The following is a 25521-nucleotide window of genomic DNA, read 5'->3' as shown; positions in this document are numbered from 1 at the left end:
CCGAGCGGACACACTTTTTGCTACTTAACCCGCTATTGCTTTACGGTTTTGTCTGCCGTCTAGCGCGCGATGCTACTAGCGCACGACAATACCGTCGGAGTCAGCGTAGAGCGTCTCGCCCGGAACGAAGTCAATGCCGCCGAAGGAGACAACGACGTCGCGCTCGCCCTCGCCGGTTTTGGTGGACTTGCGCGGGTTGGTGCCAAGCGCCTTGCAGCCGAAGTCCATCTCGCCAATCAGCTTGGAGTCGCGGATCGCGCCGTTGACGACCACACCAGCCCAGCCATTGTCCTTGCCGAGCCCCGCAATAACGTCACCGACCAGCGCCGTGTGAACAGAAGCGCCACCGTCGATGACGAGCACACCGCCCTCAGACGGCTCGGAGAGGACCTTCTTCAGCAGCGCGTTGTCCTGGAAGCACTTGACCGTGGAGATCTTGCCGCAGAACTCCACGCGACCGCCGAGGTTGCGCATCTGGGTATCGCAGGAACGCACGTCCGGGCCGATCTCGTCAACCAGGTCAGCGGTGGGGATGAATTCGATTGCCATAGGGGATTCAAGTCCTTCCGAAAATTGCTCGCATCAAGTGTTAAACCCATTGTTTCAAACTCAAGATGTGACTAAAGACATATGGTGCAAATTCGCCGGCAGCGATTGGTGCTCCGAAGGGCGGTCCAGATTGATTACTCTGGTGAGTCAGAACGCGCCGACAACCACACGTGCGCAGGAAGGGTAGAAGATGGCTGGGTTTAATTGGTTTTGGAAGGCTCTTAGCGGCAAGCAAGGGCGCAACCAAAAACGCAGCGTAGGGCTGGTGGCGCGTGCCGCTGAGCTCGAGCCACAGGTACAGGCGCTTTCCGACGCTGACCTCGCCGACTTCACCCGCCAACACGCCACCGACGCACCGGAGCTTTTAGCCGCGCTCCGCGAAGTTTCCCAGCGCACCCTGTCCATGCGCCCCTTTGATGTGCAGCTGCAGGGCGCACTGGCGCTCATGGAGGGAGACGTTGTCCAGATGGCCACCGGTGAGGGCAAGACTCTCTCCGGCGCCCTGGCTGCAGCCGGTTTCGCGCTGCGCGGCCACCGCGTGCATTCGGTGACCGTCAACGACTACCTCGCAGGCCGCGACGCGCAGTGGATGCAACCGCTGTTCGGGTTCCTAGGGCTCTCGGTGTCGGCTATTTCGCCGCAGGAGGGACCGGGGGAGCGTCGTAAAGCATATGCGGCAGACATCGTCTACGCCGCCGTCAACGAACTCGGCTTCGACGTTCTGCGCGACCGCTGCGCGCCGACCATCGAAGACCGCGTGCAGTCGCCCGCTGATGTCGCGATCATCGACGAGGCCGACTCCGTGTTGGTGGATGAAGCGCTGGTCCCGCTTGTGCTTGCCGGCAATGAGCCGGGCACCGCACCGACCGGACAGATTACCGACGTGGTGCGCCGCCTGCAGCTCGGCGACGACTACACCGTCGACGAAGGTCGTCGCAACGTCTTCCTCACCGATACCGGCGCCGCACGCGTCGAACGGCTGCTTGGCATCGGCTCACTGTACGACGCCGAGCACGTCGGCACCACTCTGGTTCAGGTCAACGTTGCACTGCACGCCCACGAGCTGCTGCAGCGCGATGTCGACTACATCGTGCGCGACGGCAAGGTCCAGCTCATCGACGCTTCGAAGGGACGCGTGGCGGAACTGCAGCGCTGGCCGGACGGTCTACAGGCGGCGGTAGAAGCCAAGGAGGGCCTGCAGGTCTCTGAGGGCGGTCGCATCCTCGACTCCATGACCATCCAGCAACTCGTCGGCCGCTATGACATCACCTGCGGCATGACCGGCACCGCCACCTCCGCAGGAGACCAGTTCCGCGAGTTCTACGGACTTCACGTCTCCGTCATCGAACCCAACGTCCCATGCATTCGTGACGACGAGCCCGACCGCATCTACGCCACCACCGACGACGCGTTCGCCGCGCTTGTCGACGAGGTCGTGGAACTCAACGGCACTGGTCGACCAATACTCGTAGGCACCCGTGACGTGGCGGAATCGGAACGACTAGCCGATGCGCTGGTCCTGCGCGGCATCGAATCCTCGGTGCTGAACGCGAAAAATGACGAGCTGGAGGCCCAGGTCATCGCCAATGCTGGCGATATTGGCCGTGTCACGGTGTCCACTCAGATGGCCGGGCGAGGAACCGACATCCGTCTCGGCGGGGCAGATGAATCCAACCGCGATGCGGTCGTTGAGCGCGGTGGACTATGCGTCATTGGCCTGGGGAAGCACCGCACTGACCGACTGGACAATCAGCTGCGTGGCCGCGCCGGGCGCCAGGGCGATCCGGGCTCGTCGGTGTTCTTTGTCTCCCTGGATGATCCGGTGATTTCCGAGGGCGCTGCTGGCGAGACGCTGAGCGTGCTTCCCGAGGACGATGGCCGCGTCCGGGATAAGAGGGCCTATCAGTTCATCGACCGCGCACAGCGAGTGACAGAGGCGACCATGCTGTCGATTCATGCGACGACATGGAAGTACAACAAGCTCATCGGTGACCAGCGCGAGATTCTGGATGAGCGCAGGGAGAAACTGCTGACTACTAATGCTGCCTGGGAAGAACTGTCCAAGTTGGCATCGGCGCGGGCGAGGGAAGTCGAAGCCGCAGCCGGGCGCGATGTCGCCGAGGATGCTGCCCGGGAAATCATGCTGAGCCACCTGGATCGCGGATGGTCAGACCACCTGGCGGATCTGGATGACCTTCGGGAGTCGATTCACCTGCGCGCGCTGGCTAAGGAAAGCCCCATTGATGAGTTCCACCGCGCCGCCATCGGCGCCTTTAAGAGCCTGGTGAACAATGCCGTTACCGAGTCGGTGCAGACCTTCCAAGAGGTCGAAATCGACAGCGAAGGCGCACATCTAGAGGACACGGGTCTTGCTCGCCCGAGCTCGACGTGGACGTACATGGTCAACGACAACCCATTGAGCAATGGTGGCGGCTCGGTCGTCGGCTCAATTGCAGCGATGTTTAGGTAAGCCGTAACCACAGGTTTGGTAACAATTTGAAAATATTTCTCAGGTGACCGGCCTAGGTACACCCACAGAGAAAGCTCTCAGATGTCGGTATTTACGCATATCAATCATGTTGTACATACCCTGCTGGTGAGCTGCGTCACAACATGGTTGGGATTAGATAACAACACGAAAGCGGTTGGGGCGCTATTATCTAAAAAGTAACGAGTAAATCGCCCAAGGTTATCCCGGAGGGAAAGATATGACTAGCAATAGCGGCCAGCCAGAGGCATCGGTCGAGACCACCTCGGTCTTCCGTGCAGATTTGCTGAAGGAAATGGAGTCCAGCTCTAACACGGACTCCACGGTCTCCGGTGTTGAAGGACTTCCGGCGGGCTCGGCACTCTTGGTTGTCAAGCGGGGGCCAAACGCAGGTTCGCGTTTCCTGCTCGATCAGGCAGTCACCACCGCTGGTCGTCACCCGGACAGCGACATCTTCCTCGATGATGTGACTGTTTCCCGTCGTCACGCAGAGTTCCGCAAGAACGGTGACTCCTACGAGGTCGTCGACGTGGGATCGCTGAACGGTACCTACGTTAACCGCGAGCCGAAGAACTCCGCGGTTCTGGCTAATGGTGACGAGGTTCAGGTCGGTAAGTTCCGCCTCGTCTTCCTGATCGGTAACTAATTCGACATCGGTTAATGTCGACGCCTGTCGGCATTAACCCCTTATTTTTGTAAAGGCTCGGAAAAGACCAGTGGCAGCAGTACGCAAATCAGCAGTTTCGCAGCCGACTTCGTCGGAAAGCACTGCGAAGCAAGCACGCTCGGTGGGCAAGAAGAAGACCATCGGTGCTGTGCTGAAGGAAGTCAAGGTTGAGTTCCCTGATGTAACGCTGTCCAAGATTCGTTTTCTCGAGTCGGAGGGGCTGCTGTGCCCGTCGCGTAGCTCCTCGGGATATCGTCGCTACAGCCAGGCGGACATTGACCGCCTGCGCTACATTCTCACAGTTCAGCGCGATAACTACTTGCCGCTGAAGGTTATTAAAGAGCAGCTCGACGAAATTGATGCGGGCAACGCTGGCGGCGACGGGCTGGCATCGGTCACTCCGCTGGTGACGGCGGATCAGTTCCGCGAAGCCGCAGTGGTCTCGCTGACGCAGGCGGAGCTGGCAGAGCGCACCGGCGCTAGCGAGAAGTTCATCACTGAACTGGTTCGAGTCGGCCTGATTACTCTGGACACGCTGAACATGTTCGATGGCGATGACCTGCTCATCACTGAGACGGCGGTCAAGCTGGCTGAGTTTGGCCTGGATGCCCGCCACCTCAAAACTGTGCGTACCGCTGCGGCCCGTGAGGCAGATTTGGTGTCGCTCGCTGCTAGTCCGCTGAGTAAGTCGCGTGCGGCTAGCGGCAAGCAGAAGGCTGTGGAGATGGGCCGTGAGATGACTGCGCTGATGGTCACGCTGCACGGCACTTTGGTCAAGCGCCAGGTCAACAAGGACCTGGGGAAGTAGTCGGTAGTCCCGCGTAAATAGCGGCTCGCTACAATTATCGCTGTTATGGACGAAAAACTCGTAGAAGTCAAGTTTCTAGACTGGATGGCGCATCCTCCTGAGGACGATCCAGTGCTGCTCCTGCATGCCGAAGAGACCAATCGGATTATCCCGATTTGGATTGATTTGGCGACGGCGACGGAGTACTCCGCCCGTGAGACCGGCGCTACGCAGCGTCGCCCAGGCATGCATGAGGTCTTCGTCGATACGCTGGACATGGTGGGGCAGAGCGCCCTGCGCGGCCAGATTACGGGCGTGCACGAGGGCGTTTTCATCGCCAGCCTGGTGCTCGAAGGTGGCGCAGAGATTGATATGCGGCCCTCCGACCTCATCCTTATCGCTAGCGAGCTTGAGGTTCCGCTGTATGTCGCGCGTGATGTGTTCGACGCCACGTCGGTAGCGGCGCGTCTCGTCGCAACCAATGGCGGTTCGCTTGCCGACGAGTCGGAGACCGACTCCGTCGAGGCATCGGTGTCGGAGTTTGCGGAATTCCTCGACAGCATTGATGCTGACTACTTCGCCGAGCCGCATGGTGATGCGGCGGACAAGAAGTCTGATGGTGAAGCCGACGGTGGCGCCGATTCAGCTTCCGATGGCGACCGTTAAACGTGTGACTGGAGTGAATAACCGGTTACTTTTGAGGTAGTTGTGACGCTTATTTCCTCCGGCGTGTCGCTGAATGACCCCATAAAAGGGGTAACTTTTCGTAAGTTATAGTTTCATCCCGTCCTGCGGTTTTGCTCCCGGGTCGTGCTTGAGCTGGGGAAACTGTGACTCCAAACTCTAAACCTTAACTTTAGGTTTAGAGATTCGGCGTGTCGTCCTGTGATGTATTGACAGCCGATTAACCTTGGCGAAAGATAAATAACGGCAGTGAAACTACCTCGGGAGAATTTATATGGTCGACGACAACAGCGGTTCGCTCTTTGGCGACAATGAGCTCCGTGCGTCGGACTCGCAAGAGCCGCGCGCGGTTCAGGAATCCCTGTTCGACATGGGACCGGACGAGCAGGTTGGCTACCGCGTTCCTATCGCATGTCAGGTAGCGGGCATTTCTTACCGCCAGCTGGACTACTGGGCACGCACCAAGCTGGTGGAGCCTTCTATCCGTACCGCTAAGGGCTCGGGTACCCAGCGTCTGTACTCCTTCCGCGACATCCTCGTTTTGAAGATTGTTCGCGGTCTGCTGGACACCGGTATTTCCCTGCAGAATATCCGTCTGGCTGTCGATCGCCTGCGCGACCTCGGCGTCGATGACCTGGCTACCATCACGCTGGTTTCCGACGGTCGCACCGTCTACCAGTGCCGCTCCAATGAAGAGGTCATCGACCTGCTCAACGGTGGCCAGGGAGTGTTCGGCATTGCTGTCCCGGGCATTATGAAGGAACTGACTGGCACCATCGCCTCCTTCCCGTCCGAGCGTATTGACGGTACTCAGGAGAACCCAGGTACTGGCATCGACGAGCTGGCTGAGCGTCGTCGCCGCCGCATCTCCTAACCGCCAACAGATACGGTAACCGCCAACGATACGGCTGGACAGCGGCGTCGCTGCTATGGCCTCCGTTCAAATAGCCGAAACAAACTAAACGAAAACCGCCTTCCACAACTGGTTCCGTCTTACCTCTCCCGAGGTTGGACCAGATGGAGGCGGTTTTTCTACTTACTCCGTACCGATAGCCGCAGCCAACTGAGAGGCCAGGCCATCGCCGTAGTCAGCCGCAATGCGCAGAGAGCCAGTGGTCATATTTGCCACTTCCTGCAGCTCGGGGCTGGAGCTGTCGCCGTCGGGAAGCACGATGACCTCAATCGTTACCGGGCGGTCCGGGCTAATGAGTTCCTTAATCCTCTCGACAGACTCGGCGGCATCGGCGCCCGAGGCATTGCGACCAGAGGTGAGCACGACGAGACGGTTCGGCTTGTCAGGGGAGTAGGTGTCGCGGGCGGCCTGGTAGGCATCGATAAGCGCTGGCCAGAACTGTGCCTCACCACCAGCCGGAAGTTCGGCCAGTGACCCCTTTACGGCGTCCGCGCCGTTGTTGGCCTCGTCATCGGGCGCGGGAAGTTCCGCGAGGCGGTTCACCTCGGGTGCGAATGTCCACAGACCGTATCGGCCGCCAGGTGCCGCATCGATAGCGCCGGTCAGTGCCGCAGACAGTGCCCCAACATCGACGCCCTCGGAGGTGTCAGCGAGCAGGAGCGCCGAACCCACCGCAGTTGCGGGCTGTTGCGCGTCCGGCTGCTCCAATGCTTGTGGCAGCGCAAAAGAGTCCGTCTGAATCTGCGAGAGCACCCCAAAGTTCTCTGCTACTTCAGGGCTGAAAGCGCTCTCAGCAGCTTCGCCGTCGGCGCCGTGATCTGCTGCGAAGTTGCGGAAGTCCTCGGCCGCGCGAGCCGTGTTCTCGTCGATCTTGCCGCCGGAGCCAAAGGTGACAACTGGCGCATGCAACTGGGGTGCATCCGCAGGGGAGACCAGCTTCAGCCCTTCGCCGGCCATTTGCAGCATGGGCTGGGTCGCGGCCACACCGTCGAAGTCGGCAACGTTCTGGCTGAGCATGGTCAGCAGAGTATTGGAGGTGTAGACCTCACCCAAGCCCGCGCGTTCGCGAGCGACGTCCGGGCCACCGCCAAGTCGAGCACTAATCACGGCCGACAGTGCCGCATCGGAGCCACCTGGGGCGGCCACGCGCAATCCTGCAAGCTCTTCCCAGGTGGCGTTGTTCAGCTGGTCAGCACGATTGGTTGTGAAGGCCACGCCGCTGGCAATCGGCGGCAACCACGTCTTGGGGTTGTTGACCTTGACCTTGTCTGAGTTCTTCGCCTGGTCCACAAAAGAGATATCGGCGGGAATCCAGACTCCCGGAGTCATAATTCCAGTACCGGCTTCACCCGCAGCGGGGTCCTCCGGAGCTCCCTCACCAGCTTCAGCACCGCCAGCCTCAGACAGGGCGTTCACAACCTCCTGCGAGCCCGCCACCGTAATCTGTGGCCGCACACAGAAGTCCCTCACCACGGGATTCGACTCGCCATAGTCCTGCACAAGTTTCTGTGCCGAGCCCACCGCAGCAGGATCAGCGGTCACCACCAGCGTCAGGTCACCCTTCGTACACCGTGCACGGTCAGCATCAATCGACGAATCGTTGCTCTTGCGCAGATTAACCCAGGCAAAAACCGCAGCGACCAAAACAATTACGACCAAGACGGCAATAAAAGGCCCCTTAGCCACTCGATAGTTGTTCTCACCCGAGGCGTGTCGTCCCATGTCGTTCTAGCCCTTTCTATGCTGAGTGTGCTCGGCACTGTCGACTCGCAGCAGACCTCGTCGTAAAGCACAAACGCGCACGTAACTCCTGCCAACTTTACTGCGTGGACAATGCGACATCTACCACTTCGAGAAGACGGCCGCGCAGAACATCGGCACGCGCGCTGAGCTCACGCTGGCGGCGGACGTACTCGGCCTTGCCTTCGGGAGTTTCGATGCGAATAGGCGCAAAACCCCAATCCCGCAGATCGTAGGGAGCGGCGCGCATATCCAACTCACGGGCACTGCACGCGAGCTCGAAAGTATCCAGCCACAGGTCGCCGGGGACCGCCTCGCCGAGCTTGGTCGCCCATTTATACAAGTCCATGTTGGCGTGCAGACAACCCATCTGCTCACAGTGCGGCTGCGTCTCGCGCGTCGGTGCAAACTCGTTGAGCGGCACGGCGTCGGGCGTGAAGAAACGGAAGGCATCGAAGTGCGTACATCGAACCGTGTGGGCCTCGACGACCTCGTCCGTGCCTGCCTGACCCAGCCGCAGTGGCTCCGGATGACGATGCTCGGGCTGGCGATACACCATCGCCCATTCATGCAGACCAAAGCAGTCAAAGTGCGCCGGATTCGCGCGCGTCGAACGCAACAGATTGCCGATGTACCCCACCGTCGTACCTCGCTTATCGACGTACGCCGAAACATCCATGCGCGCCGTCCCAGAGGCGGTATCGGTGGGGTCCTTGCGGGCAGGGCTATCGGTAGTGTCGTCCGTGTCGAGGGTAAAGAACTTCAGGTGACTGATGTCCTTGGCTGTCGCACCGGGAAGATCTACGCCGATGCCCGGTGACCAGCGGCGGAGCTGGCCGGGCTTAACGGGGTAGTACTCGAAGATGAAGTCCCAGACCGGGTGGCGCTGGCCGCGACTGCGACGGGACAGGTGGTCGCGGGTCAGGACATCGACGCGGGCGATATGCCTTGCTTTGGCTTCACGCCAATCGAAAGACGAATCGGGCGTAGGCGTCACTGCTGGCGTCCCTGCGTGCTGCCTGGTCGGGTCCGGGGCTGGTTCACGGCCGAGTGCTGCTTTGGCGCACCGCTGCGACGCGGGGAGACCTCGTGGGTCCAGTCGCGCACGACACCGACCTGCTCCTCGATGAGGTCCTCCAGAGCCACGATGCCGATCTGCTCCGCGCCGGAGAAAGCACCGGTCTTCGGAGCGATGCTTGCCGGGGCGTTTGCGCGCAGGTGCGGCTTTGGCATGCGAGCGCGTACAGCCACTGCCATGTGGGCGCTGTAGCGGCGCATGATGCGCAATCCCTCATCCAGCGTGGCATCGATCGGAATCTCGATCATCGGGCGAATCTCGTCATCGGGGATGGCTGTCTCTGGGCCGGAGGCAGGATCCATGACGCGGTCGAGGACATCTTTCACGTGAACATAGCCGCGGTACTCGTTGGGTTCATTGTTGGCCGCAGCGACGGGGAACCGGGAGAAGCCAGTTTCGGTGACCGCCGTCTCTAGATCGCCGACAGTCGGTGCGGTGGGGAGGCGCCGAATCTGCTCGTGCGGAATCAGTACCTCCTCAATGGTGCGCGTGGCCGAAGCCAGTGTGCGACGAAGGCGGACGTGCTCCTCGCTGTCAAGGAGCCCCTCTTGACGAGACTCCGCAATCATCGATGCCAACTCAGTGGAATCAACAGTGGTGTCGAGCTCATCGCGCTGCTCAATGCCGAACAGCTTCAGCGTATGGCGAGCCATCCAGTTAAACAGCAGCAACAGCGGCTTGGTCAGGCGGTAGAAGACCATATGAACCGGAATGAGCAGCATGGCCATCGTTTCCGGTCCTGCCAGCGCGATATTCTTCGGCACCATCTCACCGAGCATGATGTGCAGCACTGACACCAGCATCAATGCGATGGCAAAGCTCAGCGGGTGCAGCAGCGACTCCGGAATACCCATCGCCTGGAAGGGAGCTTCCAGCAGATGTGCCAGCGCCGGCTCAGAGACCTTACCCAGCAGTAGCGAGGCAATGGTGATGCCCAGCTGTGCGGCGGCGAGCATCATCGACAGGTGCTCAGAAGCATTGATAACTGTGCGTGCGCGCTTCTTTCCCTGAGCCAGCAGCGCTTCCAAACGGTCACGGCGCGCAGCAATAAGTGAGAACTCCGCGCCCACGAAAAACGCGTTGACCAACAACAAGAAGAAAGTCAGGAGGATTCCAAACCAGTCACTCATAGGTTGAACATCTCCTTAGCGCGTTCGTTGGTCACAGGAATCAAAATTGCACGGTCCACGCGGCGGTCATCCATCGCCAGAATGCGGGCGTACCAGCGTCCGGCGATACCCGATTCGAACTCGTCCATGAAGTCGCGTTCGGTCTCTGGCAGCAGGACGACGTCACCGACCTCCGGGATGCGACCGAGCGCAAACATAATCAATCCACCGAGCGTTTCGAAGCTACCTTCTGGGGCGAAGTATCCGACCTTGGTCGGCAGCTCGTCGGTACGCACAAGGCCAGAGCAGTTCCAGCCTTCGATCGCGCGTTTGACTTCCTGCTCGGACTCCTTGTCGTCGTACTCATCCCAGACCTCGCCAAGAATTTCCTCGACGACATCCTCGATGGTGACAATGCCGGCGATGCCGCCGTACTCGTCCGCGACCAGCGCAATCTGCGAACCGGCCGAACGCACGGCCTCCAGCACGGCATCGCCGTCCAGCGACTGCGGCAGCGTCGGCACAGGCCGTGCAATCTCCCGCATGGTGGTGGTTGAACGCTTCGCCGCAGGCACCGCAAATGCGTCCTTGACGTGGACAACACCGACAGTGGCATCGAGGTCTCCGTCAGTAATGGGGAAGCGGGAATGCCCCGATTCGATAGCGACAGCCAGCAGGTCCAGCGCCGTGTCATCGACATCGAGGGAGGTAATCGTCGACCGCGGCGTCATTAGGTCCTCCGCCGTCGTTTCGCCAAAGCGTAACGACGACTCGAGCACAGCGGCCTTCGACTCATCCAATGCCCCCTGCTCCGCAGAATTGCGCACCAGTGCTTCCAGCTCCTGCGGGGAACGCGCCGAAGCCAACTCATCCGCCGGTTCAATACCGAGCTTGCGCACCAGCCAGTTCGCCGTAGCATTCAGCGAATGGATGAAGTAATGGAACACCCAGTTAAACGCCATCACCGGACGAGCCGTAACTCGCGCTACTGCCAACGGCTCTGTAATCGCGACATTCTTTGGCACCAATTCGCCGTAGACCATCGACAACATCGTGGCCACAATGAGCGCAAGAATCAGTGCGGTCGGTCCCGCTGCAGACTCGCTGAGCCCCATCCAATGCAACATCGGCGTGAAGTACTGCGCCAGCACCGGTTCCGCGAGGAAACCAGTTGCCAGCGTGGTCAACGTAATGCCCAGCTGTGCACCGGAGAGGTGGAAGGACAGTCGATTATGCGCCTTGTGAACGGCCTCAGCAGGCGCATCCGCTGAACGGGCGCGGTCGGCGTCAATCGTAGACCGCTCCAGTCCCGTCAGCGCGAATTCAAACGCCACAAAGAGACCGGTGCCAGCGGTTAGCGCGATAAATCCGACAACCGCGACAATATTGAGAACAATATCCACTGATTATCTCTTCTTCTTTTTCCCTCGCTTGGGGCGGTGTACGCGACCGCCAGCACGATTCTTTCCGCTTGCCGACGGACCGCCGCGCCCGCGGTAACCGGCACCACTAGCACCGCCTGCCGATTGGCTCTGATCTTGACGAGCCCGGCGCGGACGTCGTGCGCCCAGTTCCTTGACAAATCGCGGCAGTCCCGGAGCGGCACGCAGCTCTTCAGCTTCAACGCCGGCCCCTGACAGCAGTTCGCGGGCCTGATCAACCTGGCGGTCACGCACAATCATCGCTACCGTGCCGGAAGCACCTGCACGAGCCGTCCGACCCGAGCGGTGAATATACGTCGCGGAATCCCTTGGCGGATCCGCGTGCACAACCAAGTCAAGAGCATCGATATCAATGCCACGAGCGGCCACATCCGTGGTGACGAGGACGTTGATTTCACCGTCGGCAAAGGCCTTGAGGACTGCGCGACGAGTTGCCTGGCCGCGATCGCCGTGGAGGAAACCTAACTTGATGTCATAGAACTGTAGAAACTTAGCCAGCTGCACGACACGCGCCTTAGAGTTGGCGAAGATGACGCACTGATCCTTGCGGGAGGCAATCCAGGCGACCACTTCGTCGGCTTCGTTGTTGTCCTCCACCCGAAGTAACAGATGCCGCATATTGCGCATGGTCAACCGGGAGGCAGTGACCTTGTGCTTCGCAACTTCAGTGCTACTTGCGCGACGATCGCGAATAAGCCCCGCGGCGTCGTCGTTAATCGTGGCGGAAAAGACCATGCGCTGTGCCGACTTCGGGCACGCACGGACCAGGCCCAGAACATCGGGCAGAAAGCCCATGTCAGCGAGCATGTCCGCTTCGTCGACGACGACAGCGAGGACGTGCTCAAGGCTGAGTAGACCGCGGCGGCGCAAATCGTGTGCGCGACCCGGTGTGACCACAGCGATATCGACTGGTGCCGCGAGCAGAGTCTGCTGCTTGGCCACGGAATCACCGCCGACCAAGCTCAAGACACGCAGACCTGCAGCGGCACCGATGTCAGCCAGGACATCAGCAATCTGATCTGCGAGTTCGCGCGTTGGCGAAATAATTAGCGCGCGCGGGTAACCGGGAAGCGCTGGAGAGGCGTTATTGAGTAACGCGACCAGCGGAATGCCGAATGCGAGCGTTTTGCCCGAGCCTGTAGGGGCCTGCGCAAGAACGTCCTTGCCAGCGAAAGCATCTGGCAAAGTCGCCACCTGCACGGCAGTAGGCGAAGTTATGTGCTGGGCACGCAGAATACTCACAATCGCTTCCGGCGTGCCCAACTGTCTGAAATCACTGGACTCAGCAGGAGGGGGCATGCTTGTTAGAATACCGCTATCCCCGGACAGCCATGCAATAGGCACGTCCGGTGAACTGGAAAACTACCGTCCCATGACATTTACCAACCGCGACCCGGTTGCGCATAGGCCTCGCGCTCGAGAATGGCGGCTCGACGGAAGATGTTGCGGATAGATTTGAGCTCCGCATCGCTGGCCGTAGACATATTCTCTTCAAGGACCTCGAGAGCCTGCTGAACACTGTCAACATACTCGGGGTCGGAATACACCTCCACCCAGTTCGCGATCGCGGAATCCTCATCAACCAGCGATTCTCCTTGCAGAGTCAGCTCGGTTGCAATCCACATTTCGGCGACGATACTGGTTACGGCGACCCGATATGGGTTGAAAGCGCTACAGGAAGAATGCACGTCCAGCAAAAGCTGTGTGATGGTTGTCGGCTCGATGTCCTCGAGCGCCGAAGAAGTCTCTTCCAGCCCGTTATTGCTCAATTCCAACGCACGCACCAGGGCTTCCTGTGCGAGTGACGACCACAGAACCTGTTCCTTCGGGCAGGGTGCTTTGGTTGCCAGATGCGACAGGACTGGGAAAACTTGGTGCAAGTACCAGGCCTCTTGCGCTACGAAGAAGTTGGTTTCGTCCGAGGAAAGGTCGCCGCGGAGCATCGTGGGGACGCTGAACATTCCGCCAATCTCGGCAACGATGTCCTCGATGTCCCGCCACAGCTGGGAAGTAAAAGGACCAGCCGGAGCAATCTGGAGTGAGTGGCCGAAGAAAGATTCCAGCTCCTTCGGCGGCTGCTCAGTATCAGTGCCTTCGACGGCCTCCGGGTAAAAACTGGAGTTCAGATGCACTGGTTGCATTCGGCGAAGCGCGACCTTTTCCAGGCGACGAGCCCTGTGGCCGTGGTCAATGGGGCCGTGCCCCTGGCCGACGTTGAGGTTATCCGCGAAACGAATGGACTCGCTGAGCCAGCGCGTAGTCCAGCGCAGGGCGTCGTTGATCGCTGAGCCCCCACCAATCCGTGTGGCTAGAGCAGCGGACAGCGAACAACCCGTGCCATGGGTGTTCTCAGTGTGAATGCGGGGAGAAGAGCTGAAGAAAACCTGGCCATCGGGGAAGGCCACGGCATTGCCGGCTTCCTCATCACTTAAGTGACCAGTCTTTGCAATCACGATGACATCGTTTTTGCTCGCGAACTCCAGTGCCTGTTCAATCAGCTCAGTGAAGTCGCTGGCCTCCGGGGCGTCGGCAAGCAATGCCAGTTCGGGAACATTCGGCGTGATGACGGTGGCTTCCGCGACCAAGTCGCGCATTGCGTCCATGGCATCTTCGTCAAGCAGACGGTCGCCAGAGGTGGCGACCATAACCGGATCGAGAACAACCACGGCTGGCTTGGTCTCCCGAACCCAGTTGGTGACGGCCTGCGTGAGTTCGCGTGAACCCAACATGCCAATCTTCACCGCGTCGATGGTGACATCCTCAGTTACAGCAGCCAGCTGCTCGACGAGGAAGCCAACAGGTGGGGTGTGGACGGCACGAACGCCCACGGTGTTCTGAGATACCAAAGCGGTGACCACGCCCATGCCATAACCACCGGCGGCGGCGATTGATTTTAAATCGGCATGGAGCCCAGCGCCACCTGTTGGGTCTGTGCCGGCGATGGAAAGAACTCGTGGCACAAAATCAGGCTTTGCCTTCTTGGGAAATGGCATCTCAGACCCCTTTTAACTTCAAGAGCGTGAAGCGACAGACTTCAAGACTACGCTTCAACCTCGGAGCGGTCGCCAGACCAGAGGGTGTGGAAAGCACCCTCGCGGTCAACACGCTGGTAAGTGTGCGCACCGAAGTAGTCACGCTGCCCCTGAACCAGTGCTGCCGGCAGACGCTCCGCACGCAGGCCGTCGTAGTAAGCCAGCGAAGAGGAGAACACCGGAGCCGGGATACCCATCTGTGCTGCAGTGACGACAACGTCGCGCCACGCGTCGAGGCACTCGGTGACCTGGTCACGGAAGTACTCGTCGAGTACCAGCGCCGGCAGCTCCGGATTGCGGTCGTACGCTTCCTTGATGCGGTTCAGGAACTGTGCGCGGATGATGCAGCCACCACGCCAGATGGTCGCCAGCGCACCGCGGTCAATCTCCCAGCCGTACTCCTTGGCACCAGCGTTAATCTCATCGAAGCCCTGCGAGTAGGCAACGATCTTGGAAGCGTAGAGCGCCTTACGGACGCGCTCCACAAAAGCATCGCGATCTTCCGGTGCCTTAGCCAGGCTTCCCGACGGCAGGTTGCGGGCAGCCTCACGCTGAGCAAGGGAAGACGACAGGGCGCGAGCGAACACGGCCTCGCCAATACCAGTTACTGGAATGCCCAAGTCCAAAGCGGCCTTGACCGTCCAACGGCCGGTGCCCTTCTGGCCAGCAGCATCAACGATGACATCCACCAGCGGCTTGCCTGTCTTCTCATCGGCCTGAGAGAGAACCTCAGCGGTAATCTCGACCAGGTAGGAGTCCAGGTCGCCCTTATTCCACTCGCGGAAGATATCTGCAATCTCGGCAGGGGTGAGGCCAGCGGCCTCACGCAGCAGGTGGTAGGCCTCGCCAATGACCTGCATATCCGCATACTCGATGCCGTTGTGGACCATCTTTACAAAGTGGCCAGCGCCATCGGAAGAAATGTGAGTACAGCACGGAACGCCATCAACGTGAGCGGAGATGGACTCCAGCAGCGGGCCGAGGGACTCGTAGGACTCCTTCGTTCCACCCGGCATAATGGATGGGCCAGTCAGAGCACCTTCTTCACCACCGGAAATACCAGTGCCAACGTAGTGCAGGCCACGGGCGCGAATAGCCTTCTCGCGACGGATGGTGTCCGTGTAAAGAGAGTTACCGCCATCAATGATGATGTCGCCGGGCTCCATCACGTCGGCAAGCTGATCGATGACCGCATCAGTAGCGGCACCTGCCTGAACCATGATCAGAGCGCGACGCGGGCGCTCCAGCGAAGCGACGAACTCTTCAATGGTCTCGGACGGGATGAATGAGCCTTCATCACCGTGTTCAGCGATGAGGGTGCGAGTTTTCTCCGGACTGCGGTTGTACACGGCAACGGTGTGTCCCTTGTGGGCGAAGTTGCGTGCGATATTCGAGCCCATGACGGCGAGCCCGACGACACCAATTTGTGCGAGTTCATTGTTATCGGTCATGCCCACCATCTTAAAGCCTGGCCGGGGTTCGTTGTATCTGGGACTCAGAAATTGTTACTGCTTTTAACGTTGAAACTGCCACGAGTGATGGCGTGCGCTGGCACAATGTTTGGCATGACTGACGAGACTATTGCGAATAATGGCAGTTCACAGGACTCTAACTCTGCAGCTTCCGTCGCCGAGCAGGCGAAGAGGAAGGCGCTGCGCGATTATATGACACTGGCGACGAAGGCTAGCCAGGAAGCGCTGAGCGATGAGGAGCTGGCTGTTTTTAACAGCACCTTGGGCGATAACGGAATCGGCGGTCTAGATACCTTGCTGGGCACGAAGTTTGTCCATGTCGGGCCGGAGCGAATTCAGATGGAGCTCGAGGTCGGGCCCGACCACCTGCAACCGTGGGGCCTAGCCAATGGCGGTGTTTATTGCTCGCTAGGTGAGACTGCTGGCTCTATTGCTGGTTTCGTTGCCTGCGGTGCGAAGAAGCCGGTCGTCGGTGTGAACAATAACACCGATTTCTACCGCTCCGCCCGGGCTGGCGAGGTAATCGTTACCACGGCGGAGCCAGAGTACCTGGGGCGCACCATGCAACTGTGGCGCATTGAGCACACCCGCAAGGCAGATGAAAAACTGTTGGCCCGCACCAACCTACGAATTGCGGTACTCGACAAGCCGCTGTAGCAAATCGTTATAGGTGGTAACGGGCCTGGTAGGAAGCTCGCAGGTGGCTTGTCGTGATTAGCTGTTTTCTAATCTGGCCACCTGCAAGTTAACTACTTGTTCCTTTTTGCGCGGTGCTCGCGGCGAGTGTCGCGAACCTCCAGCGGCAGATCCTGCTCAGCCTTGTCCTTGTTGAACTCGGCCAGGCGGTCGATGGCGTTGCGTGCGTACATCTGCTGGCGGGTGGAAACCATCTGCCAACGGTTGCGATCCAGGACGTTCAGGCCCCAGCTGACGCAGGAGACGAGGCGGTTGCGGAAGCCCACCAGGAACATCAGGTGGACGGCCAGCCACAGAATCCAGCCGATGAAGCCGGTAACCTCAACCTTGCCCATCTTCACCACTGCGGAGAAGCGGGAGACGGTTGCCATGGAGCCCTTATCGAAGTACTCGAACGGCTGACGCTCTGCGACATCGCGGCCGTCGGCCTCAGCTGCAATGTTGGCGGCGACGTACTCGCCACCCTGAATAGCAACCTGAGCAACACCCGGCAGGTTCTCGCGGTTGGACATGTCGCCCACGACGTAGACGTTCTTGTAGCCACCAGCTGTCATGTCCTCGTTGACAACGACACGGCCAGCGCGGTCGGTCTCGGCGCCAGTCTGCTCGGCAATCATCTTGCCCAGCGGGGAAGCGGACACGCCGGCGGACCAAATCTTGCAGAACGACGGGATGAACTCCTCGGTTCCATCCTTCATGTTCTTGTAGGTGACTCCCTCTTCATTGACGTCAGTCACCATCGCGCCCAGCTTGACGATGACGCCCATCTTCTCCAGGGACTTCTGAGCCTTGCGGCCCAGACGCTTGCCAAACGGCGGCAGAACCTGTGGTGCGCCGTCGAGCAGGACGACGCGTGCAGCGTGCGGGTTGTAGCTGCGGTAGGACGATGCGAGGGTGCGGTTAGCCAGCTCGGCCAGCTGGCCAGCAAGCTCAACACCAGTCGGACCAGCGCCGACAACAACGAAGGTCAGCAGGCGCTCGCGCTCAGCCGGATCGTTGGTCAGCTCGGCGCGCTCAAACGCGCCGATGATGCGGGCACGGATTTCGAGTGCGTCGTCGATGTTCTTCATGCCCGGAGCAAACTCGGCAAAGTGATCATTGCCGAAGTAGGACTGGCCAGCGCCAGCGGCAACCAGGAGGTGATCGTATTCCCACTTGGAAGTCTGGTGACCCAGTTCCGAAGTCACAACCTGCTTTTCGACGTCGATGTCGGTGACATCGCCCTTGACAACACGAACGTTCTGAACACCGTCGAAGATCGTACGAGTGGACGGAGCGATTTCGCCCGAGGACAGGATGCCCGTTGCTACCTGGTAGAGCAGTGGCTGGAACAGGTGGTGGTTAGTGCGGTCGATGAGAGTGACGTCGACCTCGGCGCCCTGCAACTTCTTCGCCGCGAACAAGCCACCGAAACCCGAACCGATGACGACCACGTGCGGGCGTCCGGAGTGCGGGCGGTACGGAGTCTCGGTCATGTATTTTCTCCTCACAGACTTGAAAGTTCTCGAAGTTTTAGATTCGGCTTTTAGCCGGCAAGCCACAATAGTAATCCTCTCGGTGCGCCACCGCCTATTCTGGGTCCCTGCGCGGTAGGCTGCGAGAGCAAACTCAGTTCGTTATTCGTACCTTTATGCGGCGCGATTGTTAGGAGGTTCGGGCAGGGTGAATTCGGCAAGCCGGCAGGCAATTGACGCAGAGCGATGGCCTCGGGTTGCGCGTATTCCAGAGGGGCGTTTTCTAGCGAAACGTGCCGAAATGATGGAACGCTCTTTTGAGCGACTCTGCCAGGATAACGGCATTGAACTGGTTGAATCCGGTGAGTTTGTCGGGGAGTCTTTCATTACTCGGTCGACGGGTGACGCCGATTTGGCTATCGACGGAGTCGGTGGTGCCAGCTCTAGCGGCGGCAGTGAATCTCCCACTAGTTCTGAATCGTTTCGTCCAGTCGTTTTCAGCGTCATTGATCCTGTTTTCTATTCTCGACTAGCTGATTCAGAATGGCTCGGATTGGGGGAGGCCTATCTCGCGGGCGAATGGTCCAGTGATGATTTGCCAGAGCTTCTCAGCCGACTGCTCAGCGCCGAGCTTGATATTGCTTCGTTGGGGCCGCTGGCACGTGGTCTGATGAAAGTCGCGCGTTCACGTCCGCGTCTCGATGGGCCAGATATGGCGGGAGAGTTGCCGACCTCATTGCTCGAGCTCTATTCCGGCGAATTGCTGATGGGCGGTTCCGGCCTGTTCGCCTCCGGAGTGCGAACCTCGTCGCGGGAACAGATTCAAAACTATGCCCGTGGTGCTGGCAAGGGTGGGGTTCCCTCGCACTGGTCAGTTGACGTGACTTATGTCGATGCCCCGAAATCCGTCGCGCGTGCCGATTTTCTGCATGCCCAGGTGCGCAATATTGAGCACATCCTCGATCTTGCTCGAGTCCGGGCCGGAGACCGTGTCGCCGAATGGCCGTCGGCAGGCGGAGAAATTTCCCTTCGGGCTGCAGAAAGAGGAGCGGGCGCGGAGGTTATTACCGTCTCTGATGACCACACCGAAACGGTGCTGGAACGGGTGGAAAAAGCCGGATTGCGCGGCGCGGTCGATGTGATCCAGATGGATCGCAACATTCCGTCGCCACGCGAATTCGAGTCCGACTTCGAGGCGGTTATCAACGTCGGGCGTCTGGAGACCTTCGGTCGTGCAGGTGCGCTGCGCTGGCTGAAGAGCGCCGAGCGTCTGCTTGTCGACCGCGGCACCATCGTCGTCCAAATGGTGGTAGCGACGGACAAATTCGATGCGCTCGCCGAGCGCAGCTTGGACCTCGTACGCGCTTATGTGTGGCCGCAGCTGCAGCTTTTCACCATGGAAGAGCTGCGCAAGATGGTGGACCGGGAAACCGGCCTGCGCATCGCGGCGGAAGAGTACATTCCGGCGCACTTCGCGACGACCTTGCAGCTCCAGCGAGATTTCTTTGCGGCGCATGCGCGCGAAGCCGCTGGTATCGGCTACGACAGAGTGTTCCGGAGGATGTGGAATTACTATCTGTCGCTGTTTGAAGCGCTCGTGCGCGCAGAGAAAGTCACGCTCGTACAGGTCGAGCTCGTGCATGCGCCACGCAGGCCTCACTAGCAGTGGGCGGCTCCGGGCGCGTTGGAAATTCGCCAGATAAATAATGCCTGTAAAAATAAATCACGTTTTTAGGCAAAACCACCTCAAAGGTGATGTTTAGGGTCTAAAAACGAAACTATGAACGCACAGAGCACCACACGTACTGCAGACATTGTTGTCGTCGGCGCCGGACTTGCCGGATTGGTCGCGACGTATGAGGCCACGCAGGCCGGCAAGAAGGTCATCCTTGTCGATCAGGAGAATGCCAACAACCTCGGCGGACAGGCTTTCTGGTCGCTGGGAGGAATCTTTCTCGTCGACTCGCCAGAGCAGCGCCGCCTGGGAGTCAAGGACAACCGCGAGCTCGCTGAAGCTGACTGGTTCAACTCCGCGCAGTTCGACCGCGAGGAAGACAACTGGGGACGCAAGTGGGCCAAGGCCTACCTGAACTTCGCGGCAGGGGAGAAGCGTGACTACCTCCGCAATCTCGGCGTGAAGTTCCTGCCTGTCGTCGGGTGGGCTGAGCGCGGTGAAGGGCGTGCCGACGGTCACGGCAACTCGGTACCCCGATTCCACCTCACCTGGGGCACAGGCCCCGAAATCGTCCGCGTATTCGCAGAGCCGGTCGCTGAAGCTGCGAAGAAGGGGCTGGTGGAATACTGCCATCGCCACCGCGTTGACGAGTTGATTGTCGAAGATGGCCGCGCCGTCGGCGTGCGTGGCAAGATTCTGGTTCCCTGTGAATCTTTAGAGCGAGGAGTGGCGTCGTCACGCGAGGAAACAGGGGAGGACTTTGAGATCCGCGGGTCGGCCGTGTGCATTGCGACGGGCGGTGTTGGCGGCAACCTGGAAGCCGTGCGTAAGTGCTGGCCGACCGAGCGCCTGGGCGAGATGCCGAAGGACATGGTCTGCGGTGTGCCAGAGCATGTTGACGGCCGTGGTATCGAGATTGCAGAGCAGGCCGGCGCAAACCTCGTCAACCGTGACCGCATGTGGCATTACACCGAGGGCATGAAGAACTGGAATCCCGTGTGGCCGAATCACGGTATCCGTATCATCCCGGGGCCGTCGGCCATGTGGTTTGACGCAGAAGGAAGCCGCCTGCCAGCGCCATATATTCCGGGCGCCGATACTGTCGGCACGATGAAGCACATTCTGGCCACCGGACACTCGTATTCCTGGTTTGTGCTGAATAAGAACATCGTGGGCAAGGAGTTTATTTTCTCTGGCTCAGAACAGAATCCGGATCTGACCGACAAGGAGATCAAGAAGCTGATTGGCAAGGTGACCTCTGGTGTTGCCGCACCTATTCAGGCGTTCATGGACAACGGCGAAGACTGGGTGGTTGCCGACAATCTGCCAAAGCTGGTCGAGGGGATGAACGAGATTGTGGAGGCGAGCTCGGGCGGGGAGTCCGGAGCCGCAGCGCCGAAGATTGACCTGGAGAAGCTCGAGGAGCAGATTCGTCAGCGCGATATGCAGACCGGTAATCCCTTCTCCAAGGACTACCAGGTCAATTACGTCAACGTGGCCCGGAACTTCCTCGGGGACAAGATCATCCGCTCCGTGCCGCCATCACCGATTTTGGATCCGAAGAACGGCCCACTGATTGCTATTCGTCTGCGCATGCTGACCCGCAAGACGCTCGGTGGCATCGAGACCACCCTCGACGGCCAGTGCTTGCACCCGGACGGAACACCTTTTGAGGGGCTCTACGCTGCAGGCGAGGCCTCTGGCTTCGGTGGCGGTGGCGTTCACGGCAACAACGCGCTGGAAGGTACATTCCTGGGCGGCTGTATTTTCAGTGGCCGCCAGGCAGGCCGCGCGATGGCGGAAGTGGTTAAGTAGCTCCCGCATACCGCACGGCTCGGTGGAAGAATCCGCGGCTACTCCAGCCCGATGGAGAATGCACTTTCCAGGTCGTGCTGAGAGTAGGTGCGGAAAGCCAGCTGAGTCTGAGTGCGAATAACACCGTCGACCTTGCTGATGAGATTTGGAATGATTTCCGCCAAATCATCGTGATTAGTTGCGCGCACCACGACGACCAAGTCCCAGTCACCAGTAACGGAGTAGACCTCAGTCACGCCGTCGATCTCGACGATGGTCTCGGCGGCCTCCGGAATCTTGTCAGCTTCGACATCGATGGACACAATTGCGGTAATCAAACTCATGGCTGCCTTTCCTCGGAGTTTAAACGTGGGGCCCGCTGAATAGCGTGGCCCGGACCGCAAGGTACGAAAGATTGCTCAAGATACTGCGGCCCGGAATTTCATTTCTGTCACGATTCTACTGATTTCCAGGAAACAGCCTGGAGGATCCGGACGAAAGGCGGTAAAAAGGGCGCTATGACACAAACCGCATTTCAGTCCAACCCAGTCCAGCTTTCCGGAGACCTGCCCCAGGTGGGCAACAAGGCTCCGGAGTTTACCCTCACCGGTGGTGACCTCGCCGAGGTCACCAATGAGACCTTCGCTGGTAAGAAGGTCGTCTACAACATCTTCCCGTCGGTAGACACCGGTGTTTGTGCAGCTTCGGTGCGTCACTTCAACGAGGACGCTGCTGGGCTGGACAACACCGTCGTGGTTAATGTTTCGCGTGACCTGCCGTTCGCTCTCGGCCGCTTCTGCGCTGCAGAAGGCCTGGACAACGTTGAGGTTGCCTCGGACTTCCGCCACGGCTTCGGCGAAGCCTTCGGTGTTGTCCAGCAGGATGGCCCGCTCGCTGGCCTGCTTGCTCGTGCCGTAGTCGTCACTGACGAAGAGGGCAAGGTCATTTACAACCAGCTGGTCGATGAGATCACCACGGAGCCGGACTACGACTCCGCACTGGCTGCACTGAAGTAATTAGCTAACAAGCTTTCAGCAGCAAGTAACCAGCTGGAATCGACGGGGCTCGTCGGCGCACGCGCTAGGCTGTTGCCTGGCGGACTTCGCCGACGAGCTCTTCTAGTACGTCCTCCAGCGCAACGATTCCGTTGACAGAGTTCTCCGAAGTACTATTTTCCTCCGTCACCAAGGCAAAGTGAGCCTGCTCGCGCTGCATCAGCCGCATGACCGTCTGGAGCTTGGCATCCGGGCTGACGCTTGCGAAGGTGCGAATCAGATTCCGCGGGAAGGGTCGGTCGCGGTGACCGTCGTCAAGCGAGAGCAAATCCTTGACATGAAGGTAGCCGATGAAGCTGCCATCGGCATCGGTGATGGGGAAGCGGGAAAAGCGCGTGCGTGCGCTGAGCTCTTCGATGTCGGCGACGGTGGCGTCGGGGCCAATGGTAACGAGGGTGTCGAGTTGCATAGTGACATCCGCGGCGGTGAGATGCTCGAAGCCGAGAGCTTTGTGGAGGAGCGCGAGCTCGTCATTGTCGAGAAGGCCCTGACGCCCGGACTCGGCGACGAAATCCTGCACCTGACTAGCGGTGAAGGAGGAATCGACCTCGTCCTTCGGAGTGGCGCGAAGAATCTTGCGAACCACGATGTTCGCGGTCGTATTCATCGCCCAGATAACCGGATTGAGCACCCGCACAATCACATACAGCGGAATAGCCACGAACTTCGCCGTCGGGCTGGGGGCCGCAATAGCGATGTTCTTCGGCACCATTTCGCCGACAACCATGTGTAAGAAAGTGACAATCAGCAGCGCCAACGCCAGCGCAACCACGTGGGCGGTGCCCGCGGGGAGTCCCAGCGCTGTCATGTAGGGCTCGAAGAAGTGCGCAATCGCAGGCTCGCCGACGGCACCGATGAGCAGGGAACAGGCGGTAATGCCCAGCTGTGTTGCCGCCAGGGAGACCGACACGTTTTCGATACCGCGCAGCGCGTACTTTGCGCTGGTAGAGCCGCTGACGGCATCCGGTTCAATTTGATCGCGGCGAGCCGAGACCATCGCAAATTCAGCGGCGACAAACCAGGCATTGAGGGCCAACAGCAAAATAAGAGTAAGTAGTGGCATGTTCTAGCCCTCCTTTTCGCTGTTGTGCTCGACGTGGTTGTGACTGGTGCCGTCCTGGTCAGCGCCTTCATCCGTGCGCGTGACCTTGTTGCCGGCGAGGTCCACCTGGACACGAATACGGCCAACGCGGTGACGCGCCATGCGCTCGACTCGAAAAGCAACTTCAGCGGTGGTAGGCAAGTTCTCCTCATCGAGGTTTTCGTGGTCGGTGGCTTCGACCGTAATCGTGTCGCCGAAGCGAGGCATGCGATCCAAGCGTTCGGTGATAAATCCACCAATAGTGTCGGATTCTTCGCCCTCCGGCAGGACCAGGTTTAGGATCTCTCCCAACTCATCAGGGCGCATGAGACCGGAAACAATCACCGTATTGGGGCTAATCCGGCTGTAGAGCAACGAACGATCGTCTTGTTCATCGTCAATTTCACCGACGATTTCCTCGACGAGATCCTCCAACGTCACAATGCCGTCCGTGCCGCCGTACTCATCGACAACCACTGCGAACTGGTATGCATCCTCACGCAGTTGACGCATCAGCGGATCAAGTGTGGTCGAGTCGTTTACCACGAGTACATCTTTGGCCAGGCTCGCAGCCGACGTCGTCAAGCGTTGTGCGTGTGGCACGCTGAGCAGGTCGGTGTAATGCACCACGCCGCGAATGTCGTCGACGCTGTTGCCGACGACGGGGAAGCGTGCATGTCCAGAATCTGCGACGACCGTCAGCATCTCTGCGACGCTCTGATTTTCGATAAAGATAATCTGCGTGCGTGGCGTCATCACATCAGCCGCCGTGCGCTCGCCGAACTCAATCGATCGTGCCACCAACTCGGCGGTCTGCGGGTTAATCTTTCCTTCATCGCTAGAGCGCGTGACGACGGCACGGAGTTCCTCCGCGGTCCTGGCACTGGCGACCTCTTCCTCAGGGGAGAAGCCGAGCCGTTTGAGCACCCAATTAGCCGCGCTGTTGAGTAGCCAGACCAGCCAGCCGAATGCGAACATGAAGGCATTCTGTGGCCTGACCACGAGGTTTGCGACTTTAGTGGGCTCGGCGATGGCCCAGTTTTTGGGGACGAGTTCGCCAAAGACCATTTGAGTGAAGGTCGCGATAATGAAAGCGCCCGTAGTGCTGATTGCAGTGACGGTGGCGGGAGAGATGCTAGTGCCACCAAATGCGGCTTCGAGGAGGACGCCGAGGGAAGGACCGGTCAGGAAACCAGCGACGAGGCTGGTGACCGTAATTCCCAGCTGTGCGCCGGAGAGGTTAGTAGAGGTGCGTGATAGAGCACGGTCTACTAAGTATGCGGACTTTGAGCCGGCGTTTGCGGCCTTCTTGACATCGTTCCTGTTAACCGTGAGGTAGGAAAACTCGACAGCAACGAAAATTGCGTTGGCGAAAACGAGGAATAGAAAGACCGCTAAGACGATGAGTGCGGATACAATCACGCGGCATCACCTGAAGTGTTCGCTGCGTTCGCTGGGGATGCTGCGGCGGTTGCTGCGGTGATTGCGCTTACTGCGGCTACAGAGAGCCCGTCAACGTTGGCGCGAGGCTCTGGGTCGTCGGACGAGCCAGAGCTATCTGATGTGTCGGACGCATTGGGTCTGTCTGAGCTGCTGGATGTGTCTGAGAGTTCAGGCATGCGAGAAATCTTACTAAAAATTCCTTAGACCTGACGGTAATGGCGCATCGGCGGTAATGGGGAGGACGGGATCCTAAGGGCAAAATGTCATAATGTATATTATCGGACAAATAATGAAAGTGGTTGGCCCTGGGGTTTTCTGAATTTCCAGGGCTGCCGCTTTTTCCGCCGCCGCTTTTCTGCTGC

At 59.4% G+C, this 25521-nt stretch carries 22 protein-coding genes; 9 read left to right on the top strand and 13 right to left on the bottom strand.

Features of this window, described 5'->3' with window-relative positions; genetic code table 11:
• Positions 1-75: 75 nt before the first annotated feature.
• Positions 76-549, bottom strand: a complete 474-nt coding sequence (gene rraA / locus HMPREF2562_RS00325) for a ribonuclease E activity regulator RraA (protein WP_070549323.1) — start codon at positions 547-549, stop codon at positions 76-78.
• Between the two features lie 190 nt (positions 550-739).
• Between rraA and secA2 the strand changes: the two genes are divergently transcribed.
• The 5 genes from secA2 (at position 740) to HMPREF2562_RS00300 (ending at position 6049) form a co-directional block, all read left to right on the top strand.
• On the top strand, positions 740-3019 hold the full coding sequence (gene secA2, locus HMPREF2562_RS00320) for an accessory Sec system translocase SecA2 (RefSeq protein ID WP_070549322.1): 2280 nt from the start codon (positions 740-742) through the stop codon (positions 3017-3019).
• 238 nt (positions 3020-3257) lie between these two features.
• Positions 3258-3683: an oxoglutarate dehydrogenase inhibitor Odhl gene (gene odhI, locus HMPREF2562_RS00315; RefSeq protein ID WP_005511304.1), complete on the top strand. Its 426-nt coding sequence runs from the start codon at positions 3258-3260 to the stop codon at positions 3681-3683.
• 70 nt (positions 3684-3753) lie between these two features.
• Positions 3754-4512 (top strand): transcriptional regulator FtsR, encoded by a 759-nt coding sequence (locus tag HMPREF2562_RS00310; protein ID WP_070549320.1) that lies wholly within the window; start codon positions 3754-3756, stop codon positions 4510-4512.
• 45 nt (positions 4513-4557) lie between these two features.
• A complete protein-coding gene (locus HMPREF2562_RS00305) occupies positions 4558-5157 on the top strand; it encodes a bifunctional nuclease family protein (protein WP_070549319.1) in 600 nt (199 codons plus the stop codon).
• A 388-nt stretch (positions 5158-5545) separates the two neighbouring features.
• Complete coding sequence (locus HMPREF2562_RS00300; protein ID WP_172620271.1) at positions 5546-6049, top strand: MerR family transcriptional regulator; 504 nt, start codon at positions 5546-5548, stop codon at positions 6047-6049.
• Between the two features lie 162 nt (positions 6050-6211).
• Here the strand turns inward: HMPREF2562_RS00300 and HMPREF2562_RS00295 are convergent, their stop codons facing one another.
• The 7 genes from HMPREF2562_RS00295 to gndA form a co-directional block, all read right to left on the bottom strand.
• Positions 6212-7810 (bottom strand): vWA domain-containing protein, encoded by a 1599-nt coding sequence (locus HMPREF2562_RS00295; protein ID WP_070549317.1) that lies wholly within the window; start codon positions 7808-7810, stop codon positions 6212-6214.
• A 97-nt stretch (positions 7811-7907) separates the two neighbouring features.
• Positions 7908-8825, bottom strand: coding sequence for a hypothetical protein (locus HMPREF2562_RS00290; RefSeq protein ID WP_049170479.1), 918 nt, complete (start codon positions 8823-8825; stop codon positions 7908-7910).
• Complete coding sequence (locus tag HMPREF2562_RS00285; protein ID WP_049170482.1) at positions 8822-10036, bottom strand: hemolysin family protein; 1215 nt, start codon at positions 10034-10036, stop codon at positions 8822-8824. Before HMPREF2562_RS00285 ends, HMPREF2562_RS00290 begins: the two co-directional genes overlap by 4 nt.
• Complete coding sequence (locus HMPREF2562_RS00280) at positions 10033-11418, bottom strand: hemolysin family protein (RefSeq protein ID WP_016422831.1); 1386 nt, start codon at positions 11416-11418, stop codon at positions 10033-10035. Before HMPREF2562_RS00280 ends, HMPREF2562_RS00285 begins: the two co-directional genes overlap by 4 nt.
• A 3-nt stretch (positions 11419-11421) precedes the next feature.
• Positions 11422-12756: a DEAD/DEAH box helicase gene (locus HMPREF2562_RS00275; RefSeq protein ID WP_241482410.1), complete on the bottom strand. Its 1335-nt coding sequence runs from the start codon at positions 12754-12756 to the stop codon at positions 11422-11424.
• Positions 12757-12836: 80 nt separating this feature from the next.
• Positions 12837-14450 (bottom strand): bifunctional hydroxymethylpyrimidine kinase/phosphomethylpyrimidine kinase, encoded by a 1614-nt coding sequence (locus HMPREF2562_RS00270; protein WP_070549314.1) that lies wholly within the window; start codon positions 14448-14450, stop codon positions 12837-12839.
• Positions 14451-14497: 47 nt separating this feature from the next.
• Positions 14498-15949, bottom strand: a complete 1452-nt coding sequence (gene gndA, locus HMPREF2562_RS00265; RefSeq protein WP_070429693.1) for an NADP-dependent phosphogluconate dehydrogenase — start codon at positions 15947-15949, stop codon at positions 14498-14500.
• Between the two features lie 105 nt (positions 15950-16054).
• Here gndA and HMPREF2562_RS00260 point away from each other — a divergent pair, with 105 nt between their 5' ends.
• On the top strand, positions 16055-16618 hold the full coding sequence (locus HMPREF2562_RS00260; RefSeq protein WP_224433479.1) for a PaaI family thioesterase: 564 nt from the start codon (positions 16055-16057) through the stop codon (positions 16616-16618).
• 92 nt (positions 16619-16710) lie between these two features.
• Here the strand turns inward: HMPREF2562_RS00260 and HMPREF2562_RS00255 are convergent, their stop codons facing one another.
• Positions 16711-18132 (bottom strand): NAD(P)/FAD-dependent oxidoreductase, encoded by a 1422-nt coding sequence (locus tag HMPREF2562_RS00255; protein ID WP_070549312.1) that lies wholly within the window; start codon positions 18130-18132, stop codon positions 16711-16713.
• 187 nt (positions 18133-18319) lie between these two features.
• On the opposite strand from HMPREF2562_RS00255, the gene HMPREF2562_RS00250 reads away from it, so the two are divergent.
• Both HMPREF2562_RS00250 and HMPREF2562_RS00245 read left to right on the top strand, forming a co-directional pair.
• Positions 18320-19774: a class I SAM-dependent methyltransferase gene (locus HMPREF2562_RS00250; RefSeq protein WP_049170499.1), complete on the top strand. Its 1455-nt coding sequence runs from the start codon at positions 18320-18322 to the stop codon at positions 19772-19774.
• 117 nt (positions 19775-19891) lie between these two features.
• The gene (locus HMPREF2562_RS00245; RefSeq protein ID WP_070546159.1) at positions 19892-21601 is read left to right on the top strand and encodes an FAD-binding dehydrogenase; all 1710 of its coding nucleotides are present in this window, start codon (positions 19892-19894) and stop codon (positions 21599-21601) included.
• A gap of 38 nt (positions 21602-21639) precedes the next feature.
• Here the strand turns inward: HMPREF2562_RS00245 and HMPREF2562_RS00240 are convergent, their stop codons facing one another.
• Positions 21640-21924 (bottom strand): Lrp/AsnC family transcriptional regulator, encoded by a 285-nt coding sequence (locus HMPREF2562_RS00240; RefSeq protein WP_005511316.1) that lies wholly within the window; start codon positions 21922-21924, stop codon positions 21640-21642.
• A 174-nt stretch (positions 21925-22098) separates the two neighbouring features.
• Between HMPREF2562_RS00240 and tpx the strand changes: the two genes are divergently transcribed.
• On the top strand, positions 22099-22596 hold the full coding sequence (gene tpx / locus HMPREF2562_RS00235) for a thiol peroxidase (protein ID WP_049193539.1): 498 nt from the start codon (positions 22099-22101) through the stop codon (positions 22594-22596).
• A 64-nt stretch (positions 22597-22660) separates the two neighbouring features.
• On the opposite strand, the gene HMPREF2562_RS00230 is transcribed toward tpx, so the two are convergent.
• Genes HMPREF2562_RS00230 through HMPREF2562_RS10840 form a run of 3 tightly spaced genes read right to left on the bottom strand, consistent with a single transcriptional unit; the run spans position 22661 to position 25335 of the window.
• Positions 22661-23698: a hemolysin family protein gene (locus HMPREF2562_RS00230; protein WP_070549311.1), complete on the bottom strand. Its 1038-nt coding sequence runs from the start codon at positions 23696-23698 to the stop codon at positions 22661-22663.
• A gap of 3 nt (positions 23699-23701) precedes the next feature.
• Positions 23702-25138, bottom strand: a complete 1437-nt coding sequence (locus HMPREF2562_RS00225) for a hemolysin family protein (RefSeq protein ID WP_070549309.1) — start codon at positions 25136-25138, stop codon at positions 23702-23704.
• A complete protein-coding gene (locus HMPREF2562_RS10840) occupies positions 25135-25335 on the bottom strand; it encodes a hypothetical protein (protein ID WP_141744754.1) in 201 nt (66 codons plus the stop codon). Before HMPREF2562_RS10840 ends, HMPREF2562_RS00225 begins: the two co-directional genes overlap by 4 nt.
• Between the last annotated feature and the right edge of the window lie 186 nt (positions 25336-25521).

This window comes from Corynebacterium sp. HMSC077G07, from assembly GCF_001809225.1.
In the GTDB taxonomy this organism is placed as follows: domain Bacteria; phylum Actinomycetota; class Actinomycetes; order Mycobacteriales; family Mycobacteriaceae; genus Corynebacterium; species Corynebacterium jeikeium_D.
The sequence above is the reverse complement of the archived record's forward strand: the minus strand, read 5'-3'. Positions and strand labels throughout refer to the sequence as shown.